This is a genomic window from Azospirillum agricola (assembly GCF_017876095.1).
In the GTDB taxonomy this organism is placed as follows: Bacteria; Pseudomonadota; Alphaproteobacteria; order Azospirillales; family Azospirillaceae; genus Azospirillum; species Azospirillum agricola.
In genome coordinates this window covers 79,269-93,702 of sequence record NZ_JAGINM010000018.1, presented here as the reverse complement: position 1 = coordinate 93,702, position 14,434 = coordinate 79,269, and the positions used below count along the sequence as shown (strand labels likewise).

General features: G+C 69.1%; 12 protein-coding genes. 4 read left to right on the top strand and 8 right to left on the bottom strand.

The window, feature by feature from the left end; translation table 11 throughout:
• Positions 1-16 precede the first annotated feature (16 nt).
• From J2847_RS24070 to rocF, 3 genes are all read right to left on the bottom strand, one after another.
• Complete coding sequence (locus J2847_RS24070; protein WP_209781328.1) at positions 17-3,076, bottom strand: ABC transporter transmembrane domain-containing protein; 3,060 nt, start codon at positions 3,074-3,076, stop codon at positions 17-19.
• A 140-nt stretch (positions 3,077-3,216) separates the two neighbouring features.
• A complete protein-coding gene (locus J2847_RS24065) occupies positions 3,217-4,275 on the bottom strand; it encodes an ornithine cyclodeaminase (protein ID WP_209781327.1) in 1,059 nt (352 codons plus the stop codon).
• Between the two features lie 2 nt (positions 4,276-4,277).
• The gene (gene rocF / locus J2847_RS24060; protein ID WP_209781326.1) at positions 4,278-5,222 is read right to left on the bottom strand and encodes an arginase; all 945 of its coding nucleotides are present in this window, start codon (positions 5,220-5,222) and stop codon (positions 4,278-4,280) included.
• Between the two features lie 141 nt (positions 5,223-5,363).
• On the opposite strand from rocF, the gene J2847_RS24055 reads away from it, so the two are divergent.
• A complete protein-coding gene (locus tag J2847_RS24055; protein WP_209781325.1) occupies positions 5,364-5,798 on the top strand; it encodes an Lrp/AsnC family transcriptional regulator in 435 nt (144 codons plus the stop codon).
• A gap of 10 nt (positions 5,799-5,808) precedes the next feature.
• On the opposite strand, the gene J2847_RS24050 is transcribed toward J2847_RS24055, so the two are convergent.
• The 3 genes from J2847_RS24050 to J2847_RS24040 form a co-directional block, all read right to left on the bottom strand.
• Positions 5,809-7,536 (bottom strand): ABC transporter permease, encoded by a 1,728-nt coding sequence (locus J2847_RS24050; RefSeq protein ID WP_209781324.1) that lies wholly within the window; start codon positions 7,534-7,536, stop codon positions 5,809-5,811.
• Between the two features lie 31 nt (positions 7,537-7,567).
• Positions 7,568-8,548, bottom strand: a complete 981-nt coding sequence (locus tag J2847_RS24045; protein ID WP_209781323.1) for an ABC transporter substrate-binding protein — start codon at positions 8,546-8,548, stop codon at positions 7,568-7,570.
• Between the two features lie 131 nt (positions 8,549-8,679).
• The gene (locus J2847_RS24040) at positions 8,680-9,324 is read right to left on the bottom strand and encodes a 3'-5' exonuclease (protein WP_209781322.1); all 645 of its coding nucleotides are present in this window, start codon (positions 9,322-9,324) and stop codon (positions 8,680-8,682) included.
• 290 nt (positions 9,325-9,614) lie between these two features.
• Between J2847_RS24040 and J2847_RS24035 the strand changes: the two genes are divergently transcribed.
• Genes J2847_RS24035 through J2847_RS24025 form a run of 3 tightly spaced genes read left to right on the top strand, consistent with a single transcriptional unit; the run spans position 9,615 to position 11,744 of the window.
• On the top strand, positions 9,615-10,490 hold the full coding sequence (locus J2847_RS24035; protein ID WP_209781321.1) for an amidohydrolase family protein: 876 nt from the start codon (positions 9,615-9,617) through the stop codon (positions 10,488-10,490).
• Between the two features lie 53 nt (positions 10,491-10,543).
• On the top strand, positions 10,544-10,903 hold the full coding sequence (locus J2847_RS24030; RefSeq protein ID WP_223677658.1) for a protocatechuate 4,5-dioxygenase subunit alpha: 360 nt from the start codon (positions 10,544-10,546) through the stop codon (positions 10,901-10,903).
• A gap of 1 nt (position 10,904) precedes the next feature.
• A complete protein-coding gene (locus J2847_RS24025; RefSeq protein WP_209781320.1) occupies positions 10,905-11,744 on the top strand; it encodes a class III extradiol dioxygenase family protein in 840 nt (279 codons plus the stop codon).
• Positions 11,745-12,077: 333 nt separating this feature from the next.
• On the opposite strand, the gene J2847_RS24020 is transcribed toward J2847_RS24025, so the two are convergent.
• Together J2847_RS24020 and J2847_RS24015 are read right to left on the bottom strand one after the other, a co-directional pair.
• Positions 12,078-13,025, bottom strand: a complete 948-nt coding sequence (locus J2847_RS24020; protein WP_085553834.1) for a Gfo/Idh/MocA family oxidoreductase — start codon at positions 13,023-13,025, stop codon at positions 12,078-12,080.
• 182 nt (positions 13,026-13,207) lie between these two features.
• The gene (locus tag J2847_RS24015; protein WP_209781319.1) at positions 13,208-14,419 is read right to left on the bottom strand and encodes a LysR family transcriptional regulator; all 1,212 of its coding nucleotides are present in this window, start codon (positions 14,417-14,419) and stop codon (positions 13,208-13,210) included.
• Between the last annotated feature and the right edge of the window lie 15 nt (positions 14,420-14,434).

Here is a 14,434-nt window from a genome sequence, read left to right as displayed (position 1 = left end):
GCCCGCCGGAAGAGGGTCATGGTGGCGCCTCGCTGGTCAGGCGCCGGCCGATCTGCTGGATGACCCGCATCGGCAAGCTTGGCACGGACGGCAGGATACGCAACAGGGTCGTGCCGTCCAGCCGCAGCAGCCGCAGGTCGGTGCGCGCGCGGATGGTCGAGAAACGCCGGGTTCCCGCCAGCAGTTCCATGTCGCCGAAGACTTCCGGCGGCTTGATGTAGGCGATGTGCAGCGGCTCGCGCCCAGGCTGGAGGCGGACCAGCTCGGCCTCGCCCTCGGCGATGACGAAGACGAACTCGGGGGTGTCGCCGCTGCGGTAGATGAAATCGCCGGCCTTCACCATCCGCCATTCCGAGGAACCGAGCAGACGGCGCAGGATCGTCTCGGGCAGATCGGCGAACAAAGGCGAGCGCGACATCAGGCGCAGCGCCGCCTCGTCGGTGCCGCGGTCGCCCGCCGGGGCGCCCTCGTCCTCGTCCTGGTCGGTGTCCTGGCCGCGCGGGACCAGACGCCCGTCCTCCAGGTCGTAGACGCGGTCGAAGGCCGCATCGTCGGCGATGCGGTCCTCCAGCACGATCATCGTCATGGTCGGCAGCGCGGCCTTCATGCGGCGGAAAATCTCCAGCCGCTCCGCCGGGTCGTAGCTGTTCATGGCCTGATGGATGACGAAGATGTCCGGTTTCTTCAGCAGCCCGCGCACGAGCTGGATGCGTTGGCGCACGCCGACCGGCAGCAGGGAGCCGCCGATCCCGACCTCGTCCAGCGCCACCAACACCAGCACGTAGCCGCGCGCGTCGGTCTCCAGCAGCGTCTGGTCGACCAGGGCGCGCAGTTCGGCGATGACCTGGGGATCCTCGGTGGTGATGCGGCCGAACAGCAGATTGTCCAGCACGTTCAGGCGGCCGTGGTAGAGGTTCTGGTCGAAGACGAGGATCGCCTCGCGCAGGTCCTCCGGCGGGTCGCCGAGCAGACGGCGGCGGATCGCCATGATCGCGTCCTGCTGCGGCTGCGGCACCAGATCGCCGCCGTCGCGGGTCGGGACGATCATCAGGAACATGGTGGCGAACAGCAGCTTGTCGCTTTCGGACTGGCGGCGCTCCAGCCGGTCGGCGCGCCGCCGCAGCCGGTTGACGCTCTCCACCAGCTCCTCGAACAGCGCATCGTCGAGGTGCGGGTAGCGCATCATCAGGACCTCGCCGTCGGGACTGTCCTGATAGACCGAGACGACCCGCATCGAGAAACGGCGGCCGATGCGGACCGCCGGTTCCCACAGCCCGTGCTCCTCCATCAGCGCCCGCAGGCTGGCGTGGCAGACGAGCCGGGCGATGGTCAGGCCCTTGCCGTCCGGCAGGCCGAACAGCATGTTCTCCGCCAGGCTGGCGTGGGGGTTGAAGCGGTCGGGCTCGAAGCGTTCGAGCACGCCGTCCATGCCGCGCTCGGCCAGCGTGTCGCGCAGCCGGTGGCGGGCGCGCAGCAGCGGTTCGGCGATGAAGGGGTAGTCGTCGGGGTCGAAGACCTCGCGCAGGCCGCGGCGGTAGATCTGCTCCTCGCCGCCCGTCGCCTCCAGGCACTGCACCAGCCAGGGGCGCAGGCTGCGCCAGTCGGTGACGCCGATCTGGGCGAAGTCGGTCCAGATGTCCTCCATGCTCTCGTGCGGGTTGCCCGACGCCTTGGCCTCGCGGATCTGGCGGCGGCGTTCGGGCGTCATGGTCGCCGGATCCTCCTCCGGCGGGCGGTGGCGCAGGCCGTAGGTCATGTTCTGCATGATGCTGCCGGTGAACATGTGCGGTTCGGGGCCGGCGTAGGCCATGCGCCGCCCCAGCAGGTCGAGCGGCAGCGTGTCGAGCGGATGCTCGCCGATCAGGATGCGGCCGGAGGTCGGCGGCGACAGGCGGACCATCATCTCGGCCAGCCGGCGCAGGGCCAGGGCGTTGGCTCCGGCGATGCCGACGAAGGCGCCCGGCGGGATGTCGAGCGACAGCCGGTGCAGCACCCGGTCGCCGTACTCGTTGGTCCAGCTCACCTGATCCATGCGGTAGGGCGCCTGGAGGTTGGTCGGCAGGCCGGGGGCGGGGGCCGGCCATTCGAACAGGAAGGGCGGCGAGAACTGCTCGGAGATCTGCTCGAACTTGATCTGGGCGTCGTAGGCGTTCTGGTAATAGTCGAGCAGTTCCTTCCACGGCGCCGTCAGGTCCTTGAAGGCCGACAGCGCCGCCACCAGCGAGCCGATCGACAGGTCGCCCTTCAGAACGAAATAGCCGCCGATCGAGAAGAAGAAGAAGGGTGTGATCTGGTTGATGAAATTGTTCAGGAACTTGATGAAGTATTTTCTCTGGTAGATTTCGAAACGGATATCGAAAATCTGCCCGAGGTACTTGGCGAAATCGGCCTCGACATAGCGGATGGTGCCGTTGGTGCGGATCTCGCGGATGTTGTCGACGCTCTCGCCGATGCGCTCGGAGATCTGGCGGACCTTGCGGATGCGCTCCTTGCCGAGCAGCTTCACTTTGATCTGAAGCTTGGGAATGATGTAGGCCTGCAACGGGATCAGCGCCACCGAGACGACGCCGATCAGCGGTTCCTGGATGAACAGGAACAGCAGGATGGTCAGCATCGTGCCGCCCTGGTAGAGCGGCTGGGCGAAGGCGTCGCCGATGAAGCCGGCCAGCGGTTCGGTCTCCGCCGTCACGGTGGAGATCAGCTCGCCCTGGCTGACCTTGGAGAAGTGCGGCAGCGGGAAGCGCAGCATGCGGTCGAGCAGGGTGAAGCGCAGCCGCCGCACCTGCCGTTCGCCGACCACGCCCTTCAGCGTGTTGATCCGCATCTTGAAGGCGCCGTTGGCCAGAACCAGCAGCAGGAAGGCGACGCACAGCACCAGCAGGTAGGGCACCGGCTCCAGCGCGAAGCCGAGGATGGAGCGATGCTCCTCCGGCTCCGAGATGGCCCGGTTGATGATGATCTTCGGCAGTTCGAGCGAGGCGTAGAGGACCGGGAAGGACGCGATCGTCAAAAAGGCGATGAAGATTTGCTGTCTTGCGCTGTGTTTCCAGATGTAATGAAAAATATTCTTTTCCATCAAGGCCCTTCTCACCCATGGCCCGGCGGGTCGGGCCGGCAGCGATCTTTCCACCCGCCTTTGGGGGCGTCAAGTTGGGCGTGGGGCTGACGGAGAAAGAGGGATGTCGGAAGTGGGAGAGCCCGAACCTTCGCCCCCCTTTACGCGGGGACTGCGCCGAGGGCGGCGGCGCGCAGCAGCATGCCGAAGAGGTCGCGCGGCTCGTCGGGGTCGGCCAGCATGTCCAGCTCCTGGTACAGCCGGGTGCCGGCCAGCCGGTCGCGGACGTAGCGCAGGGCCGAGAAATCCTCGGTGGCGAAGCCGACGCTGTCGAACAGGGTGATCTGGCGGGCGTCGCGCCGGCCGGGAGCGGCGCCGGTCATCACCCGCCACAGCTCGGTCACCGGATGGTCGGGTGCGAGCTGCTGGATCTCGCCCTCGACGCGGGTCTGCGGCGTGTACTCGACGAAGATGTCGGAGCGCAGCAGGATGTCGCGGTGCAGCTCGGTCTTGCCGGGGCAGTCGCCGCCGACCGCGTTGATGTGCACGCCGGCCCCGGCCATGTTGTCGGTCAGGATGGTGGCGCACTGCTTGTCCGCCGTCACCGTGGTGATGACGTCGGCGCCCTCCACCGCCTCCTGGGCGGAGCGGCAGGCGGTGATGGCGAAGCCGAGCCCGCCGAGGTTGCGGGCGCATTTCTCCGTGGCGTCCGGGTCGATGTCGTGAAGCCGCAGCTCGGTGACGCCCAGCAGCGCCTTGAAGGCCAGTGCCTGGAACTCCGACTGGGCGCCGTTGCCGATGATCGCCATGCGGCGCGAGTCCGGCCGCGCCAGATGCTTGGCCGCCACCGCCGAGGTCGCGGCGGTGCGCAGCGCCGTCAGGATCGTCATCTCCGACATCAGCACCGGATAGCCGGTGGCGACGTCGGCTAGCACGCCGAAGGCGGTGACGGTCTGCCGGCCCTCGCGCGTGTTCTTCGGGTGGCCGTTGACGTATTTGAAGCCGTAGTTGCGGCCGTCGCTGGTCGGCATCAGCTCGATCACGCCCTCGGCGCTGTGCGAGGCGACGCGCGGCGTCTTGTCGAACGCCTCCCAACGGCGGAAATCCTCCTCGACATAGCCGGCCAGCTCGGACAGGAAGCGCTCGACGCCGACGGTCAGCACCAGCTTCATCATGTGGTCGACGCTGACGAAGGGGACGATGTTCAGGTTGGGGATCATGGTCAGAGGCTCCGTGTCAAGGCATGCGCCGGGGTGTCCAGGATGCGGCGGCCGAGCAGGCTCGCCGCCAGATCGACCAGCGCCTGGGCGCTGCGGCCCCGCTCGTCGAGGATCGGGTTCAGCTCGACGATGTCGAGCGAGCCGACGATGCCGGAATCGTGCAGCATCTCCATGATCAGGTGCGCCTCGCGGTAGGTGGCGCCACCCGGCACGGCGGTGCCGACGGCCGGCGCGAAGGAGGGGTCGAGGAAGTCGATGTCGAGGCTGACGTGCAGATGGCCGTCCGCCGCCCGCACCCGCTCGATGATCCGGCGCAGCAGCACGGCGACGCCGTACTCGTCGATCAGCCGCATGTCGGCGACCTCCACCCCGCGCGTCCGCAGCAGCGCCCGCTCGCCGGGATCGAGCGAGCGGATGCCGAAGAGATGGACGTGGGAGGGATCGACCGGCGCGCGGTAAGCGGCCGGGACGAAGCCGTCGAAGCCCTCCTCGCCGCACAGGAAGGCAGCCGGCATGCCGTGGATGTTGCCCGACGGCGAGGTGGCGGGCGTGTTGAAGTCGCCGTGCGCGTCGAGCCACAGCACGAACAGCGGGCGACCGGCCTCGGCGCAATGGCGGGCGATCCCGGACACCGAGCCGATCGACAGGCTGTGGTCGCCGCCGAGGAAGACCGGGAAGGCGCCCTCCCGCATCACCCCGTAGGAGCGTTCGGCCAGCGCGTGGCACCAGCCGGCGATGCGGGCGCGGCGGTCGTCGTCCTGATGCTCCCCACCCTTCGGCGCCACATCGCCGAGGTCGCGGACCGTCAGGCCCAGCCCCTCCAGCGTCTCCACCAGCCCGACGAGGCGCAGCGCCGCCGGCCCCATCGAGGCGCCCTTCTGGCCGGCGCCGACGTCCACCGGAACGCCGACGATGTGGATGGGTGGGTGTTGCCGTGCCGCCGTCATGCTCGTTCCCTGTCCCCGTGGCTGCGTTTGCGCTTGGTCCGCCAACAGTATCGGGGACGGAGGAGGCGGTAAAAAGCCGGCAGACCGTTAGAAACGCGTGGTCGTTTTGACAGTTTGGCAAGCTTGATTTACCATTTCGGCATGGACGATCTCGATCACCGCCTGCTCGGGTTGCTGCGCGCGGATTCGCGCCGCTCGGTGGCGAGCCTCGCCGAGGAGCTGGGGCTGGCGCGGGCGACGGTGCGCGCGCGCATCGACCGGCTGGTCGCCGACCATGTGATCGTCGGCTTCACCGTGGTGGTCCGTTCGGACACGCAGGGCCGGATGCTGCGCGCGATCACCATGATCGAGGTGGAGGGCCGCGCGGCGGAGGCGGTCATCGCGCGGCTGAACGGCTTTCCGGAGGTGCGGACGCTCTACACCACCAACGGTCGCTGGGACATCGTCGCCGAGATCGAGACGGAGACGCTGGAGGGCTTCGACGACACCCTGCGCCGCATGCGGCAGATCCCCGGCATCGCCTCGACCGAGACGAACATCCTGCTGTCGGCCCGCAAATCCACCGTCGGACGGTAGGGCGGAATGGTCAGTCCCGCCAGGGGATGATGCCCGACGGCAGGCGGCGGCCGAGCGCGCCGACCGCCAGCATGACGGCGACGATCAGGACGATGGTGAGGATGCTCAGCGCCGCGCCCAGCGTCGGGCTGCCGCCCTCCTCCAGCGCGTAGAGGACGACGCCCAGCGTCTCGGTCCCCTGCGACCACAGCAGGATGGAGACGGTCAGCTCGTTGAAGGTGGTCAGGAACACCAGCACGCCGCCGGCCGCCACGGCGGGCGCCACCAGCGGGGTGACGATGGTCAGCAGGCGCCGCAGCGGGCCGGCGCCGCAGGAGCGCGCAGCCTCCTCCAGAGTCGGGGCGAGCGCCGCGCAGGCCGCCTGCGCCGGACGCAGCGCCAACGACAGGAAGCGGGCGAGGTAGGCGGCCAGGATGATGCCCAGCGTGCCGTACAGCCCGACGCCCAGCAGCGGCAGCGGCTTGAGGAAAACCAGGATGCAGCCGATCGCCAGCACGACGCCGGGCACCGCGTGCGGCAGCTCGACCAGCACGCCGACGGCCCGCGCGATGCGCCCGGCGCGGCCCGGACCGGTCATGGCGTGGGCCAGCGGGACCGCGACCAGCGCCAGCAGCAGCGCCGCCGCCCCGGACAGCAGCAGCGAGTTGCGGAAGGCCCGCCCGACCTGGTCGAGGCCGAGCACGGTGGCGTAATGGGCGAGCGTCGCCGTGCCGGGGCCCAGCGGCAGGCCGTAGACACGGATCAGGCTGGCGGAAAGCAGGGCGGCCAGCGGGGCGGCGAGCACCAGCGCCACGACCACCCAGCAGGCGACCTCCACCGGCAGCCGCCAGCGGCCGAGCGGCAGCACCGCCGTCGTGCCGATCCGTCCGGCGACCCGCGCGTGCAGGCGTCGCTGGCAGATCATCTGGGCGGCGATGCCGAGGCAGGCGATGGCGCCGATCAGCAAGGCCAGCACCGCGACCTCCGGCAGCGCCGACGGGCCGAAGCCGGACATCCGGCGGTAGATCAGCGTCGGCAGGGTCGGGATGCCGGCCGGGATGGCCAGCAGCGCCGGCACGCCGAAATTGCCGAGCGCCGCCACGAAGGCCAGCGCCAGCCCGGCGGCGAAGCCGGGGACGCCGAGCGGCAGCGCCACCCCGGCCAGCGCCCGCCACGGCCCGGCGCCGGTCGCCCGCGCCGCCTCGACCAGATCGCGCGGCACCCCGCGCAGCGCCGCGCGGAAGGCGAGGAAGACCAGCGGCGCGTGCTCGATCCCCATCACCAGGATCAGTCCGGCCGAGGAATGCACCGGGTTGGGCGTGCCGGTGGGCGGCGCCAGCCCGAGCGGCTTCAGCAGCGGGCTGCCGGGGCCGGTCAGGTGGATCCAGGACATGGCGATGATCTGCGGCGGGATCATCAGCGGCAGGATCAGGCAGAAGGCGAGCGCCGTCTTGCCGCGCAGGTCGGTGGTCCCGGCCAGCAGGGCGAAGGGGCCGCCGAGCAACCCGGCGACCAGGGTGGCGCCCAGCGCGATGGCGACGCTGTTGCCGGTGGCCCGCCACGTCATGGGCGAGTCCAGCACGCGGGCGAGCGCCGTCACGTCGCCGCCCAGCGCCGGCCCGGCGACCTCCCACAGCAGGCGCAGGATCGGCAGCAGCACGGCCGCGCAGACCAGGACCGACAGCCAGGAACCGCCGGGAAGGCCGAAGCGGCGGGACGTTTCCGCCCGCCGCCGGCCGGGCAGCGCCGCGCTCGTCATGCCGAACCCTTCATGCCCAACGCACCCCGCTTCAACCGCCGAACAGGTCGGCGAAGGCCTTCTTGTTGGCGTCGTCGTCCCTCAGGGCCTTGGCCGGGTCGTAGGGCATCAGGGTGATGGTCGCCGGGTCGGGGAAACCGTCCGGCGCCTTCACGCCGGGCAGCGCCGGCAGGAAGCCCTGGCGCGAGGCCAGCTCCTGACCCTCGCGGCCGAGCAGGAAGGAGACGAAGGCCTTGGCGGCGTCCGGGTTCTTCGTGGTGTTGAGGATGGCGACCGGCTCGCTCACCGCGCTGACGCCCTCCTTGGGGAAGACGAAGGCGACGGGCGCGCCCTTGGCCTGCTCGCGGATCGGCAGGTAATCGACGATCACGCCGTACAGCTTCTCGCCGCCGGCCACCGCCTTCAGGATGCCGCCGTTGCCCTTGGCGGCGGTGACGCCGTTGCGGGCCAGCGCCTCGTAATAGGCCATGCCGAGCGCCGGCTGTTCCTTGACCGCCGCCATGTGGATGGCGGCGGCGCCGGAATAGAGCGGGCTCGGCATCACCGTGGTGCCCTTGGCCTCCGGCCTGGTCAGGTCGGTCCAGGAAGCCGGCTTCATCGGGGCGGCGGTGTTGTAGACGATGCCCGTGGTGATCAGCTTGGTCGCGAACCAGGTGCCGTCGGCGTCGTGGGTGCCGGGGCGGTAGCCCTGGACCGGCGCGTCCTTGTAGGCCAGCAGGCGCGTCTCGGCCTTCAGCGATTCCATGGTGACGGCGTCGGCGATCAGCAGCAGGTCGGCCTGGGGGGCGCCGGCGGCGATCTCGGCGCGCAGCTTGTTCATCAGCTCGGTGGTCCCGCTTCGGACCCAATCGACCTCGACGCCGGGATTCCGCGCCTTGAACGCCTCGACCGTCTGCTTGGCGTCGGCCTCCAGCTGCGAGGTGTAGAGCACCAGCTTGCCGGAGGCGGCCTGCGCCGACAGCCCGAACAACAGCACTGCCGCCGAGGCGAGGGTGGCGAGGGTGGCCTTCATGTCTGCAATCTCCATGCGCATCGTCTTGGGTCCGCGCGGAACACGCGGCGCCGTCCCGTGTCTACGCCTTGTCCATGACAACGGCGTGACGGTCCGGCCCGCGGATCCTTAATGTTCGAAGCTTGCGTCACCTATCCGAAGCTTGCGTCGCGCGGGCCGAGGTCGCCGTAGGCCATCTTCAGGAAGGCGTCGGCGGTCAGGTCGGCGTCGAGCAGCGCCCCGTGGTGGGCGAAGCGGTCGCTGCGGTCGAGCCACAGCCGGTCGCACAGCGCGTCCAGCGATCCCGAGGCGCCGGGGAAATGCTCGTGCGACATCTCCTTGGTGCACAGGAAGCGCGGGCTGCCGAACACCTCGGTTCCCCACGGCACCTTGCCCATGCGGGCGAACTCGTAGTTCAGGAAGTCCATCTCGTTCTTGTAGGCGTGGGCGATCAGGAGATCGTCGCCGAGGAACGCCATCATCTCCTCGACCACCTGCGGAAAGCGCGGGGCGGTCTTCAGGTCGTTGGGGCGGATGTTGTGGACCTTGATGGCGTCGGGGTGGATCGGCGCGTCGGGGTTGACGCGGGTTTCCCAGGTCCGGCCCTTGGTCCAGCCTCCATTCTCCCCCTTGCCGTCGCGCAGCAGCTCGATGCAGCCGATCTCGATGACCAGGCCGGGCTGGCGCAGCCCCTTGGGGGCCTTGCGGATGTCTTCCAGCTTCGGCATCCGCCGGCCGGTGGTTTCGATGTCGATGGCGACCAGCCGGTCGCTGCCGTCCCAGGGTTGCGTGGTCATGGCTTTCGGGATCCCCGCCTGTTTCGCTCCACTGGTAGGCCGCTCCGGTGCCGCCGTCGAGAAAAACCGACCGCCGGACGCGGCCGGGGCCGGCGGCGCGGCGGTCTATAGCAAAAGCCAATAGCCGCGTCGGGCTTCCAAATGGCAATGGGGGCGGCTTTGACGATGATGGGGGTGACACAAATCATCGCCGCCGGTGATTGAGAGTGCTCTCATCAATGGCGGGTCCACCGCCGGCGCCAGGGCCCCGGTGCCGCGCGATGCGCATTGCTTTCGAAGAGGTCTGTCCGATGGACGCCAACTACATGCCCTTCCATCCAAGCCCGCGCAAGCCGGCCTACGCGCCGCCGCCGGGAGCGGTGGACGCCCATTGCCACGTCTTCGGGCCGGGCGACGTCTTCCCCTACGCGCCGGAGCGCAAATACACCCCCTGCGACGCGCCCAAGGAAAAACTGTTCGCGCTGCGCGACTTCCTGGGATTCGAGCGCAACGTCATCGTCCAGGCGACCTGCCACGGCAAGGACAATCGGGCGCTGGTCGACGCGCTGCGGGCGTCGAACGGGCTGGCGCGCGGCGTCGCCTCGGTCGGCCCGTCGGTCAGCGACGCCGAACTGCACGACATGCACGAGGCCGGGGTGCGCGGCGTCCGCTTCAACTTCGTCAAGCGTCTGGTCGACGCCACCCCGAAGGAGATCTATCTCGGCATCGCCGACCGCATCGCGCCGCTCGGCTGGCACATCGTCGTCTATTTCGAGGCGCCGGACCTGGAGGGGCTGATCCCCTTCCTGCGCCAGTTGCCGACCACCATCGTGGTCGACCACATGGGCCGCCCCGACATCGCCAAGGGCGTCGACCACCCGGACTTCCAGCGCTTCGTCGACCTGATGGCGGACAACCCGAACGTCTGGTCGAAGGTGAGCTGTCCCGAGCGCCTCAGCGTCGACGGCCCGGCGACCAACTACGCCGACGTCGTGCCCTTCGCCCGCCGGCTGGTCGACCGCTTCACCGACCGCGTGCTGTGGGGCACCGACTGGCCGCACCCGAACATGACGACCCACATGCCCGACGATGGCGCGCTGGTCGACGTCATCCCCCACATCGCCACCGACGCCGCCAAGCAGAAGGCGCTGCTGGTGGACAACCCGATGCGGCTCTACTGGAGCTGACCCGCAACCGCAAAAACCACGGTCACAAGAAAAGTCCGAAAGAGGAAGCGCCCATGCCCATGCAACCCTCCCCGACACGGGACCCGATTCCCGGCACCACCATCTTCGACGGCACGATGGCGATGCGCGGCTATGCCCTGAACAAGATGTGCTACTCCTTCAACGAGGCGGCCAGCCGGGCCGAGTTCCTCGCCGACGAGGACGCCTACTGCACCAAGTACGGGCTGAACGACGCGCAGCGGGCGGCGATCAAGGCGCGCAACGCGCTCGACCTGCTGGCGGCCGGCGGCAACATCTACTACCTCGCCAAGTTCGTCGGCATGCTCGGGCTGAACGTCCAGGACGTCGGCGCCCAGCAGACCGGCCTGACGGTCGAGGAATTCAAGGCGAAACTTCAGGCGGCGGGGCACTGACATGGCGAAGATCGTCGGTGGCGTCACCACCTCCCACATCCCCGCGATCGGCAACGCCATCGCCAAGGAACTGTTCGAGGACCCTTACTGGAAGCCGTTCTTCGACGGTTATCCGGCGGTCCGCGAATGGCTGGACCAGGTCAAGCCGGACGTCGCCATCGTGGTCTACAACGACCACGGGCTGAACTTCTTCCTCGACAAGATGCCGACCTTCTCGGTCGGCGCCGCCTTCGAGTACACGAACAAGGACGAGGGCTGGGGGTTGCAGCCGCTGCCGCCCTACGAGGGCGACCCGGAGCTGTCCTGGCACCTCATCGAATCGCTGGTGGCCGACGAGTTCGACATCTGCTCCTGCCAGGAGATGGCGGTCGACCACGGCTTCACCGTGCCGATGTCGCTGCTGTGGCCGGACCGCTCGAAGATGACCGTCAAGACCATCCCGGTGGCGGTCAACACGGTGCAGCACCCGCTGCCGAGCCCGGCCCGCTGCTTCAAGCTGGGGCAGGCGATCGGCCGGGCGGTGGAGTCCTACGGCAAGGACAAGAAGGTCGTCGTGCTCGGCACCGGCGGCCTGTCGCACCAGCTCGACGGCGAGCGGGCGGGCTTCATCAACAAGGAGTTCGACCTGATGTGCCTGGAGAAGATCGTCGACGAGCCGGAGGCTCTGGCGCGCTACTCCATCCATGATCTGGTGCGGCTCGCCGGAGCCCAGGGGGCCGAGCTGATCCTGTGGCTGATCATGCGCGGTGCGCTGGGGGAGAAGGTGTCGAAGGTCCACAGCAACTACCACATTCCGATCTCCAACACCGGGGCCGGCTTGCTGGTTCTGGAAAGCGCGTGACGATGGGCTGCCGCCTTTCCCTCGCATCCATGCGGGGGAGGGACGGCTCTTCGTTTCGCCGAAACGCCATCGGGGCGCCGCTGCTGTCGATGCAGCGGCGCCCCGATGGCGTTCGCGTCAGGCGTCGTAAAATGTTCGGCAAGCTTCCCGCAAAATTTTCGAGTGTCTTCCCGCGCTGCGGCATGTCTCTCTGTTCGCCGCGATCGGGCTTGCCCCGGTCGTCAACGTCCAATCAGCCTCGCATGACTTGCGGCCGTGGATGCCCGGCACAAGGCCGGGCATGACGGGTGGGGCGGGATGCTCCTTCCAAAGGCGCGCCGGCGAAAGGCGACGTCAGTCGGCCAGCGCCTTCTCCAGCCGGTCGAGCGTGCGCATCGCCGGCAGGCATTGGGCGACGCTGGCGTTCGGTTCGCGTCCCTCGCGGATGGCGGCGAAGAACTCGCGGTCGATCAGCTCGATGCCGTTGTTCGACACGGTGACGCCGCTGAGGTCGATCTTCTGCTCGTTGCCGTCGTAGAGGTCGTCGTAGCGGGCGATGTAGGTGCCGTTGTCGCAGATGTAGCGGAAGAAGGTGCCGAGCGGTCCCTTGTTGTTGAAGGACAGCGACAGGGTGCAGAGGGCGCCGGACGGCACCTTCAGGCCGATGCTCATGTCCATGGCGATGCCCAGCTCGGGGTGCGGCGGCCCCTGAAGCGCGTGGGCGCGGCTCGCCACCTCGCCGGTCTGGTACTGGAACAGGTCGACCGTGTGGCAGGCGTGGTGCCACAGCAGATGGTCGGTCCAGGTGCGCGGCTGGCCCAGCGCGTTCATGTTGGTGCGGCGGAAGAAGTAGGTTTGCACGTCCATCTGCTGGATCGTCAGCTCGCCGGCCTGGATGCGCTGGCGGATCCACTGGTGGCTCGGGTTGAAGCGGCGGGTGTGGCCGGCCATCGCCACCAGACCGCTCCGCTTCTGGACCTCGACCAGCCGCTCGGCGTCGGCGAGGCTGTCGGCCATCGGGATTTCGACCAGCACATGCTTGCCGGCCTCCAGGCACTGGATCGCCTGGGAGGCGTGGACCGGGGTGGGGGTCGCCAGGATGACCGCCTCGACCTCCGGCCGCTCCAGGCTCTCGGACAGATCCTTGGTCCAGTGCGGGATGCCGCGCTGCTTGGCGAAGCCCTCGATGTCGTCCGGGCCGCCGCCGACGACCGAGACCACTTCGATCCCGTCGATGGCGGCGATGGCGTCGAGATGCTTGACGCCGAAGGCGCCGGCGGCGCCGGCCACGCAGATTTTCATGCTGATGCTCCCGGAAGATGAAAGACCCGGCGTTCGGCCGGCGGCCCGCTCCCGCTGGGTGGAGCTTTCCCTGGCCGCCCTGTTCCGTCGCCGCTGCTCATGACTCATCGGGTAGCAAACAATCAGCCCGCATTGAAATTGAATGACAGGGAGCATTATTCATTTTGTGTTCGAGCCTTGCGCTAGCGGGCCTGCTTTCCGGCGTCGCGCAGGCAGGACAGGAAGCGGTCCTGCGTCGCCGTCGGGCGCCAGCCGCGCCGCAGGGTCAGGCCGATCGGCCGCTCGCCGCCGGGCAGCTCGACCGGCAGCGGCACCAGCAGGCCGAGGTTGCGCTCGTGCCGGATCTGGTGCAGCGAGATCAGCGTCAGCGCGTCGCTGCCCAGCAGCAGACCGCGGATCAGTTGCAGCGAGCTGGCCTCGACGATCCCGGCGGGCAGGGGAAGACCCCGCTCGGCGAACAGCGCGTCGAAGTGCTTGCGGGTCGGCGTGCCGGGACGCGGCACCACCCAGCGGCCGGCGGCCAGATCGTCGGGGGCCACCGCCCGACGGGTCAGCGGGTGGAAGGCGCGGACGACGACGGCCAGGGGGTCGGTGAACAGGGTTTCCTGCACCACGTCGTCGATCGGCACCGGGTCGCGCAGCGCGCCGATCAGCACGTCGATCTCGCCGTGCCGCAGCCCGTGCAGCAGGTCGTCGTAAGGACCGTCGACGACCTGGATGCGGACCTCCGGCCGTTCGGCGGCCAGCGCGTTGATGGCCGTCGGCAGGATGTGGGTGCGGGCCAGCGGCATGCTGCCGACGACGATGCGGCTCTGGTCGGTGCCGAGATGGTCGGCCAGCTCGGCGAAGCCCTGCTCCAGTTCGGCGATGGCGAGCTTCACATGCTGGACCAGTGCCTTGGCGGCGGCGGTCAGGGTGATCCCAGCCGCCGAGCGGGTGAACAGCGACAGCCCCGACAGCCGCTCCAGGTCGCGGGCGGCGCGGTGGATGGAGGGCTGGGCGATGTTCACCGCGCGGGCGGCGAGGCTGAAGTTTCCGGCGTTGGCGATGGCGACCAGGGCGCGGAGTTGGGCGGCAGTGAGGAGCTGGTCGAAATCGGCGAAGCCGCGCGCCGCCTTGCGGTCGCCGACACGGACCGCCTCGCGGGCGCCACTGCGCAGGCCCTCCAGCATGCGCTCCACCCGGTCGAGGAACAGGGCTCCGGCCGTGGTGGTCGGCATGCCGTCGAAGCGGCGCTCGAACAGCGCGGTGCCGAGTTGAGCCTCCAGCTTGGCGATGGCCTGGGTGATGGCCGGCTGGGACAGGTGGACCCGCTCGGCGGCCTGGCTGATGCTGCGCTGCCGCGCAACCTCCCGGAAGGCGCGCAGGTGGCGGATGTTGGGAAGGTCGGTCATTGATTTTCCGCAGAG

Bases quoted from the DNA above. Each gene is read 5' to 3' on its own strand.
- J2847_RS24070 (WP_209781328.1), bottom strand. From the start codon at position 3,076: ATGGAAAAGAATATTTTTCATTACATCTGGAAACACAGCGCAAGACAG.
- J2847_RS24065 (WP_209781327.1), bottom strand. From the start codon at position 4,275: ATGATCCCCAACCTGAACATCGTCCCCTTCGTCAGCGTCGACCACATG.
- rocF (WP_209781326.1), bottom strand. From the start codon at position 5,222: ATGACGGCGGCACGGCAACACCCACCCATCCACATCGTCGGCGTTCCG.
- J2847_RS24055 (WP_209781325.1), top strand. From the start codon at position 5,364: ATGGACGATCTCGATCACCGCCTGCTCGGGTTGCTGCGCGCGGATTCG.
- J2847_RS24050 (WP_209781324.1), bottom strand. From the start codon at position 7,536: ATGACGAGCGCGGCGCTGCCCGGCCGGCGGCGGGCGGAAACGTCCCGC.
- J2847_RS24045 (WP_209781323.1), bottom strand. From the start codon at position 8,548: ATGAAGGCCACCCTCGCCACCCTCGCCTCGGCGGCAGTGCTGTTGTTC.
- J2847_RS24040 (WP_209781322.1), bottom strand. From the start codon at position 9,324: ATGACCACGCAACCCTGGGACGGCAGCGACCGGCTGGTCGCCATCGAC.
- J2847_RS24035 (WP_209781321.1), top strand. From the start codon at position 9,615: ATGGACGCCAACTACATGCCCTTCCATCCAAGCCCGCGCAAGCCGGCC.
- J2847_RS24030 (WP_223677658.1), top strand. From the start codon at position 10,544: ATGCCCATGCAACCCTCCCCGACACGGGACCCGATTCCCGGCACCACC.
- J2847_RS24025 (WP_209781320.1), top strand. From the start codon at position 10,905: ATGGCGAAGATCGTCGGTGGCGTCACCACCTCCCACATCCCCGCGATC.
- J2847_RS24020 (WP_085553834.1), bottom strand. From the start codon at position 13,025: ATGAAAATCTGCGTGGCCGGCGCCGCCGGCGCCTTCGGCGTCAAGCAT.
- J2847_RS24015 (WP_209781319.1), bottom strand. From the start codon at position 14,419: ATGACCGACCTTCCCAACATCCGCCACCTGCGCGCCTTCCGGGAGGTT.